Below are 8365 nucleotides of genomic sequence, written 5' to 3'. Positions count from 1 at the left end.
CCATGTGGTGGTGCCCGAGGGCGCGGTGGCCGCCAAATTGGCCAATATTTCCCGGCATGGCGCCACGCTGTGGCGCTGTGCGCCGACCATCGCCGCGCGCGAGCAGCTGTGTGCCCAGGTGCAGGCCAGTGTCGGAGCGACCCTCGTGCATCCGTACACCGATCCGGCGGTGATCGCCGGGCAGGGCACTGCCACGCTGGAGTTGCTGCACCAGAGCGGTGGGCTGGATGTGGTGCTGGCACCGGTCGGTGGCGGCGGGCTGGCTGCCGGGGCGGCCCTGGCGCTGCAGGCCGCCCCCGGATGCGCGCTGGTGCTGGCCGAGCCCAGCGGCGCGGCCGACGCCGCGCGCTCGCTGGCGGCCGGGCAGCGCCTGGTCGACTTCATCCCCGACACCGTCTGCGACGGTCTGCGCGGCACCCTGGGCACGCCGAATTTCGCGCTGCTGCAGGCGGCTGGCGCGCAGGTGGTCACCGTGGACGATGCCGCCGTGGTGCAGGCGATGCGGCTGATCTGGCAGGTGCTCAAGCAGGTGGTGGAGCCGTCGTCGGCGATCACGCTGGCGGCGCTGCTGGCCGACCCGGCGCGGTTTGCCGGCAAGCGGGTGGGGGTGATCCTGTCCGGCGGCAACGTCGACCTGGACGCAGTGCCCTGGGCCGCCGCGTGAGCAGGCGTCGGCGCGGGCTCGGCCTGTGGGGCTGGGGCTGGCGGTTATGCATGCTGGCAGTGATCTGGCTGGTGGCGGTGGCCGGGTGGATCGTGTGGGTGGGCGACCGCGACCAGGCCGCACCGGCCGATGTGATCATCGTGCTGGGCGCGGCCGCCTACGACGCACGTCCCTCACCGGTGTTCGAAGAACGCATCCGGCATGCGCTGGACCTGTACGCCCAAGGGTATGCGCCGCGCCTGTTGTTTACCGGCGGCTTCGGCAACGGCGCGCGCTTTGCCGAGTCGCAGGTGGCGCGCCGTTACGCGCTGCGTCACGGTGTGCCGCCGGAAGCGATCGTGATCGAAACCGCATCGCGCACCACCCGTCAGAATCTGGAACAGGCGCGCACGCTGATGGAGCGGCACGGCATGCATCGGGCGATCATCGTCAGCGACCCGCTGCACATGGCGCGCGCGCTGCGGCTCAGTCAGGAACTGGGCGTGGATGCGCTGGCCTCGTCCACGCCCAGCACGCGCTTTCGCAGCTTCCACACCAGCTGGCGCTTCCTGCTGCAGGAGGTCTATTACTTCCATCGCGATCTGGTGGTGCAAGGGCCGTGACTGCGAGCCTATGATGCGGCTTTCCCAGCGGCAGGTTCGAGCATGAGCGAGAGCAACCGGCAACGCGCCACCGGCCTGGTCCAGGCCTATTACGAAGCATTCAACCGCGGCGATTGGGACGGCATGTTGGCGTTTTTGGCCGACGATGTCGCGCATGACCTCAACCAGGGCCCACGCGAGATCGGACGTGCGGACTTTGCCGCCTTCCTGCAGCGGATGAACGACAGTTACCGCGAGCAGCTGCGCGATGTCGTGATCACCGCCAGCGACGACGGCACGCGCGTGGGGGCCGAATACGTGGTGCACGGGGTCTACCACACCACCGACGAAGGCCTGCCGGAAGCCAACGGGCAGACCTACGTACTGCCGGGCGGGGCCTTTTTCGAGGTGCGCGAGGGCAAGATCACCCGCGTCACCAACTACTACAACCTGCAGGAGTGGATCGCGCAGGTGTCGCGCTGAGTGCCGACTAGCGCTGCGTAGGAGCGCACCTGGGCGCGATGAGGCGTTACCGGCGATGCGGGTCGCGCCCGGGTGCGCTCCTACGCGGGTGGTCCGGGTTACAGCAACACGATCCCGACCACCACCAGGATGAAGATGCTCCACTTGAGCACCTGGTAGAGCGGGTTGTTGCGTTCCTTCAGCGCCTTGGCCTTCAGCCGCGCGGCGTAGAAATACCGGAACACGCGGTTGATGCCGCCGGTCTTGTCGCCTTCCTGATTGGGTGAGGCACCGGCCGAGAGCAGGCTGCGGCCGACGAAGCGGTTCACTGCCGCCGCCCAGCGCCAGCGCATCGGGCGCTCGATGTCGCAGAACAGGATGATGCGGTCCTGGTCGGTGTCGTTGCGCGCGTAGTGGATATAGGTCTCGTCGAACATGGTCCACTCCCCATCGCGCCAGCTGTGGCGCTGGCCGTCGACGTCGATGAAGCAGCGGTCGTCGTTGGGAGTGGCCAGGCCAAGATGCAACCGCATGGAGCCTGCGAACGGGTCGCGGTGCGGGCGCAGTTCGCTGCCCGGCGGCAGCTCGGCGAACATCGCCGCCTTGACCGTGGGGATGGATTTGAGCAACGCGGTGGTCTGCGGGCACAGCTCGGCTGCCGACGGGTGCGCAGTGCCGTACCACTTCAGATAGAAGCGCTTCCAGCCGCGGCGGAAAAACGAATTGAAGCCGATGTCGGTATAGCCGTCGGCGGCGCGGATCTTCTGCATCTGCTGCAGCGCCACCGCTTCATCGCGGATCACCGGCCAGTGGGCGCGCAGCGGCGCCAGCTCGGGAAACTCCTTGCCCGGGTCGATGAACGGCGTGGTCGGCACGCGCGAACACAGATACATCAGGGTGTTGATCGGCGCCATGAAGGTGGAATGGTCCAGCAGCTGCCGGCTGAGCCGGTGCCGCACGCGACCGCGGTAATGGATGTACAGCGCCGATGCGATGAACAGCGCGATGAGGAGCCACTTCAACATGGGGAACGCCAATGGGGGCGGGGGGCCGCAACAGAGGGGAAGGCCGCCGGCAGGCAACGCCGGGCAGGGGAAGCCTTTAGCGGATGAATTCTACCGGGTGTGGCGGCTGCGCCCGGCCACTGCACAGCGGCGCCGGCGCAATACTGTGTGTCACCGGAACCGGCGCGCGGGCGCGGCCACTGTGCACTGCCTCAATCGCGGCGGCGGCGGATCGGAATCGAGGCCACCGGCACGCTGGCGACGTCATGCCCCTGTTCGCGGATAGGGGCGCCCGGCGCCGGAGCCCAGGCATGGGCATAGATCACTTCCCAGGAGCTGGGCAGGGTGCCGTCGGGCCGGCGCAGCGGTTCGTAGGCGGCACTGGCGGCGGCAAAGCGGCCGCGTCCGGTCAGCGTGGCGCGGCGATTGCTGAGCGCGTTGGTGGCGCCCATCGCCCGCAGCTCGCGCATCAGGGCGGGCAGGTCGTTGTAGGTGAGCGTGAACAGGTCGCGGTCCAGCACCGGGTCGCGGAAGCCCGACATCAGCAGGGCATCGCCGAACTGCGCGATCGGCGGGAAGCGGCTGACATGCGGGGCGGGGTCGGCCTGGGCGAAGGCATCGCGCAGCTCGATCAGGGTCTCCGGGCCGAAGGTCGAGCACAGCAGCAGGCCGCCCGGCCGCAGGGCGCGGCGGAAGCCGGCGAACACCGCCGGCAGGTCTTCCACCCATTGCAGGCACAGATTGCTGAAGATCACATCCACGCTGCCGTCGGCCACGGGGAGTGCGCGCGCATCGGCGCAGACCTGCGCAAACGGCTTCCACCACCCGGCCGCTTTGCGCGCCTGGCGCAGCATCGGCATGGCCTGGTCGAGCGCGATCACCTGCGCCTTGGGCCAGCGTTTTTTGATCGCAGCGCTGGCATGGCCGGGGCCGGCGCCGACATCCAGCACCACCTTGGGTACCTGTTCGCCCAGGTAATCGAGCGATTCGAGCAGGCGCGTTTCCACTTCGCGTTGCAGCGCGGCGGCGGCGGCATAACTGCTGGCGGAACGCGCAAACGCGCGCCGGACGTGGCGGGGGTCGAAAGTGCTGTTCATTGCGGCGCTATTGTCGCCTCTGGGCGAGGCGGAGGGAATCGATGGATGGGGCCGGGCGTGGCGCTAGAACGTGCCCGGATAACTGCCGCCATCGATGAGCAGGTTCTGCCCGGTGATGTAGCCGGCCTGCGCGGCGCACAGGAATGCGCAGGCCGCGCCGAATTCGTCCGGCTCGCCAAAACGCGCCGCCGGGATACCCGCACGCTTGCGCTCGGCGACTTCTTCGAGCGTGCTGCCCTGCTGCTGCGCGATGGTGGCGAAGTTGCCCCGCAGGCGGTCGGTGGCGAACTGGCCGGGCAGCAGGTTGTTGATGGTGACGTTGTCGGCCACGGTGCTGCGCGCCAGCCCGGCAACGAAGCCGGTGAGGCCGGCACGTGCGCCGTTGGACAGGCCCAGGATGTCGATCGGCGCCTTCACCGCACTGGAGGTGATGTTGACGATGCGGCCGAAGCGGCGCGCACGCATGCCATCGACGGTGGCGCGGATCAGTTCGATCGGGGCGAGCATGTTGGCGTCCAGCGCGCGTAGCCAATCGTCGCGTTCCCAGTGGCGGAAATCGCCTGGCGGCGGGCCGCCGGCGTTGTTGATCAGGATGTCCACCTGCGGGCAGGCGGAGAGCGCGGCGCTGCGTCCCTGCGGCGTTGCGATATCGGCGACCACGCTGCGCACCTCGCCAGCGCCGGGAACTGCGCGCACTGCCTCGGCCGCATGCTCCAGCGCGTCGCGGCCGCGCGCGACGATGACCACGTTGGCGCCTTCGCCGGCCAGGGCGCGTGCACAACCCAGCCCCAGCCCCTTGCTGGCGGCGCAGACCAGGGCCCAGCGGCCGGCGATTCCCAGATCCATGCGGTATGTCCTCGATCAGCGATGTTGCATGATCGGCGATCCGCTCACGGCACGGACGCAACGAAGCGTTGCAGTGCCTCGCTCACTTGATCGGCGTGACCGAGGAAGGGGGCGTGGCCACCGCCGGCAATGGTGAGCGCCTGCGCATGCGGGGTGAGCGCGGCGGCGGCATGCATGCCGGCGGCAGGCACCAGGCGATCGCGCTGGCCGGCGATCCACAGGCTGGGGCGTGCAAGCTGCGGCAAGGCGCGGCGCAGGTCGGTGCGTTCGAGCAGGGTGAGCCCCTGCTGCAAGGCCTCGGGCGCCGGTTCGCCACGTGCGGTGAGCGTTTCGCGCAGGCTGCGCAGTTCGCTGCGTGCATGCGCCGAGCCGAGCGTGTCCAGCGCCAGAAACCGCTCCAACGTGCCGCGGTAATCGCGCGTCAACTCTTTGCCGAATTGCACGAACACGTCGCGCTCGACTGCGTCCGGCCAGTCGCTGCCCCGCACGAAACGCGGCGTGGCCGCGATCATCGCCAGCCCGCGCACCTGCGGTTGGGTGGCGGCGGCATGCAGCGCAAACAGCCCGCCCAGCGACCAGCCCAGCCACACCGCAGGCGGGGTGGCGGCGGCAATGGCCGCAACCACATACGGCAAGGCCAGTGGCGTGCTGTCGTCGCCACTGAAGCCGTGCCCGGGCAGGTCGACCAGATGCAGTTGATAGTGCGGTGACAGGCGCTCGACCAGCGGCGCGAACACTCCGCCGTGCAGTGCCCAACCGTGCAGGAGAACCAGCGCAGGCCCATGGCCGATGACATCGATATGCATGGGCGCATTGTCGCCGATTGTTGCGTGCCGATACGCGTTGATCGCGGCGCGTTGGTGCTGCGGCAGGGCTCAGAAATACCGGATGGTGGCGGCCTTGTCGCCGATTGCAGTTTGCCGATCGGCGCTTGGGTGTTTAAGTACGGCGCTGCTGCTGCTGCGCGTCGGCGTCAGTGCGAGACGGCTGCATGCAAAGCGCCGATCTTCGGGGCCAGCAACGCCCACTGCGTGCGCGCGTAGCCGCGCCAGCACAAATGCGCCGGCCAGCGCCAGCGCCGTGCACGCCGCGCCTGGATCGCCGCGGCCAACCACTCGGGATCGAATCCGTCCCAGACGCCGGCCACGCTGCGCAGATTGCCGATCAGGACCGGATGCACCTCGTGCAACAGCATCGTGCGTAACTGTTCCAGGGTGAATGGTGAGACGGCTAAAACGTGCGCAATGCTGTTGTCGTCGCGACTGTCGGTGTCCAGATACAGCAGCGACAAGGCTTCCCATACGCGGCGCTGCGCCGCCGAGGCTGTGTGTGGTGTCGCCGGCGGCATATCAGTAAAAAGAGGCCATCGATGGCGAACACGCAAACGCTGCATCACCGGTGCGATGCATGCTGGGCCGGTTGCAACGGAGAATCGGCGCGCGCTTGCCGCCCGCCGCGCGCGCCTGGTGCACGCGATGCATTGGTCGGGTAGCCCCTGCTGCTTCCAGCGCAGGCCGTGCATGAACTGCGGCTCGCCTCAGGCCGAGGCACGCAGCGGTTGCCGGCTGACCACGTCGCGCGCCTGCACGATTGCCTCGATCAGCGCCTGCACCTGCTGCGGGGTATGCAGGGCCGACAGGGTCACTCGCAGGCGTGCCTTGCCCTCGGGCACCGTGGGTGGGCGGATTGCGCCGACCATGAACCCGGCCTGCTCGAGTGCGGCCGACATCGCCATCACCGTGGCTTCTTCGCCGCACAGCAGCGGCTGGATCGGGGTATCGGAGGCCATCAGTTCGAACCCATGGCGGCGCGCGCCCTCGCGGAAGCTGCCGATCAGTTCGACCAGGCGCGCACGCCGCCAGTCGTCGCGACGCGCCAGGCGCACTGCGGCCAGGGTCGCGGCGACCTGCGCCGGCGGCAGGGCCGTGGTATAGATGTAGGGGCGCGCGGTTTCGGCCAGGTGACGGATGAGTGCCTCCTCGCCGACCACCACGGCGCCATAGCCGCCCAGCGCCTTGCCCAGCGTCACCAGCTGCAGCGGCACTTCGGCCACGCCCAGCCCGGCATCGGCCACGCAGCCGCGCCCCTGCGGGCCCAGCACGCCAACTCCGTGCGCATCGTCGACGTAGAACAAGGCCTCCTGCATGCGGGCCACCAGGCTCAACGCGCGCAGCGGCGCCACATCGCCATCCATGCTGAAGACGCCATCGCTGGCCAGCATCGCCGCGCCCTCGGGGGCACCCTTGAGCTGACGCATCGCGCCTTCCACATCCAGATGCGGATAGCGCCGCAGCCGGCAGCCGGCCAGGCGCGTGGCATCGAGCAGGCTGGCGTGATTGAGCCGGTCCTGCACGCAGACATCGTCTTCTTCGCTGAGCAAGGCCTGCTGCACGGCCAGGTTGGCGATGAAGCCGCTGCCAAACAGCAGCGCCGACGGATACCCCAGCCACTGCGCGATTTCGCGCTCCAGCGTCTCGTGTGCGGTGTGGTGGCCGCAGATCAGGTGCGAGGCGGTGGCGCCGGCACCATCGCGCGCGGCCGCGTCCTGCAAGGCGGCCACCACTTCGAACTGCTGCGCCAGGCCCAGATAGTCGTTGGAGCAGAACCCGGTCAGCCAACGGCCATCGATCTCCAGGCGCACGCCGTCGCGGCGACCGACCTGGCGGCGTACCCGTACCCGTTCCTGGGCGAGGCGCAACTTGCGCAGCGACGAAATCCGTTCGTGCAGATCGGGGCGAGCCATGGGGAGTCGACATCGAAAAAGGTCCGCTAGCGTAGCGTGCCGCGGTCACCTCGCCCAGCCGACACCGACAGCCGGTGCGGTGTGGTGGGGTGATCGATTGCGTCGCGCTGTCCACGGCACGTTTCTGCCACGGTCCGGATGATCGGGTGGGAGTGCTTGTAACCAGCTCCGGGCATGCGCTGGCTGAGGGCCGGTCCTACCGGTGCCAGCGCGGATTGGCGATGGCCCGATCAGGCGCTGCCGCAGGATCGGCGACAGGTAGGCGCTGTCTCCAACGCAACGCCTGCCGCAGGCCCCGCCCATCGCTGCAGGACGGCTCAGGCGCGGTGCGGGCTCATCCGACAATGCGGCGCTGCGCGGTCATGCCGCGCGTTCGCAGGCCTGGCCGCAGGTGATATCCGCATGCACGGTGCCCGGGTGGTCGTGGTCGGCGGCATCGACAGTGATCTGCATCGGGCGCAGGCCCAGGCGCTGGAACAGGGCCTGGTCGCGCTCGGTGTCCGGGTTGCCGGTGGTGAGCAGTTTTTCGCCGTAGAAGATCGAGTTGGCGCCGGCCAGGAAACACAGCGCCTGCAGCTCGTCGCTCATCGCTTCGCGGCCGGCGGACAGGCGCACCATCGATTTGGGCATGGTGATGCGGGCCACGGCGATCATCCGCACGAACTCGAACGGATCCAGTTGCTGGGTACCATGCAGCGGCGTGCCGGCGACCTGCACCAGCTGGTTGATCGGCACCGAATCCGGGTGCGCCGGCAGCGTGGCCAGTGCCAGCAGCAGGCCGATGCGCTGGTCGCGGGTTTCGCCCATGCCGACGATGCCGCCGCAGCAGGTCTTCAGGCCCACGTCGCGCACATGCTCCAGGGTGTTGAGCCGGTCCTGGTATTGGCGGGTGTGGATGATCGAGTCGTAGTAATCCGGCGCGGTGTCCAGATTGTGGTTGTAGTAGTCCAGCCCGGCGTCCTTCAGTG

Annotated in this window: 10 protein-coding genes; 3 read left to right on the top strand and 7 right to left on the bottom strand. The window is 68.9% G+C overall.

Translation table 11 applies throughout. The features are described 5' to 3' along the window. The 3 genes from OZ10_RS18190 to OZ10_RS18180 all read left to right on the top strand — a co-directional run. Positions 1-664: pyridoxal-phosphate dependent enzyme (locus OZ10_RS18190; protein WP_039566378.1), on the top strand; the 664-nt coding region annotated here is incomplete at its 5' end. Beyond that, positions 649-1266, top strand: a complete 618-nt coding sequence (locus tag OZ10_RS18185; RefSeq protein WP_039415238.1) for a YdcF family protein — start codon at positions 649-651, stop codon at positions 1264-1266. The genes OZ10_RS18190 and OZ10_RS18185, both read left to right, overlap by 16 nt. Before the next feature lie 42 nt (positions 1267-1308). Further along, positions 1309-1728, top strand: a complete 420-nt coding sequence (locus tag OZ10_RS18180) for a nuclear transport factor 2 family protein (protein ID WP_039415229.1) — start codon at positions 1309-1311, stop codon at positions 1726-1728. Positions 1729-1826: 98 nt separating this feature from the next. On the opposite strand, the gene lpxO is transcribed toward OZ10_RS18180, so the two are convergent. The 7 genes from lpxO to bioB all read right to left on the bottom strand — a co-directional run. Next, on the bottom strand, positions 1827-2732 hold the full coding sequence (gene lpxO, locus OZ10_RS18175) for a lipid A hydroxylase LpxO (RefSeq protein ID WP_039415240.1): 906 nt from the start codon (positions 2730-2732) through the stop codon (positions 1827-1829). Between the two features lie 191 nt (positions 2733-2923). After that, positions 2924-3808, bottom strand: coding sequence for a malonyl-ACP O-methyltransferase BioC (bioC, locus tag OZ10_RS18170; protein WP_039566374.1), 885 nt, complete (start codon positions 3806-3808; stop codon positions 2924-2926). A gap of 63 nt (positions 3809-3871) precedes the next feature. Continuing rightward, a complete protein-coding gene (locus OZ10_RS18165) occupies positions 3872-4654 on the bottom strand; it encodes an SDR family oxidoreductase (protein WP_039415235.1) in 783 nt (260 codons plus the stop codon). A 44-nt stretch (positions 4655-4698) separates the two neighbouring features. Further along, positions 4699-5460, bottom strand: coding sequence for a pimeloyl-ACP methyl ester esterase BioH (gene bioH, locus OZ10_RS18160; RefSeq protein ID WP_039406066.1), 762 nt, complete (start codon positions 5458-5460; stop codon positions 4699-4701). A gap of 167 nt (positions 5461-5627) precedes the next feature. Then, positions 5628-6002: a DUF7079 family protein gene (locus OZ10_RS18155; RefSeq protein ID WP_039406065.1), complete on the bottom strand. Its 375-nt coding sequence runs from the start codon at positions 6000-6002 to the stop codon at positions 5628-5630. A 189-nt stretch (positions 6003-6191) separates the two neighbouring features. Further along, a complete protein-coding gene (gene bioF / locus OZ10_RS18150; protein WP_039406063.1) occupies positions 6192-7397 on the bottom strand; it encodes an 8-amino-7-oxononanoate synthase in 1206 nt (401 codons plus the stop codon). A gap of 360 nt (positions 7398-7757) precedes the next feature. Further along, positions 7758-8365, bottom strand: a 608-nt coding sequence (gene bioB / locus OZ10_RS18145) for a biotin synthase BioB (RefSeq protein ID WP_039566373.1), incomplete at its 5' end; no start/stop codon positions are given.

This window comes from Xanthomonas cannabis pv. cannabis (genome assembly GCF_000802365.1).
Taxonomy (GTDB): Bacteria; Pseudomonadota; Gammaproteobacteria; order Xanthomonadales; family Xanthomonadaceae; genus Xanthomonas; species Xanthomonas cannabis.
This window is presented reverse-complemented; position numbering and strand designations above follow the sequence as displayed.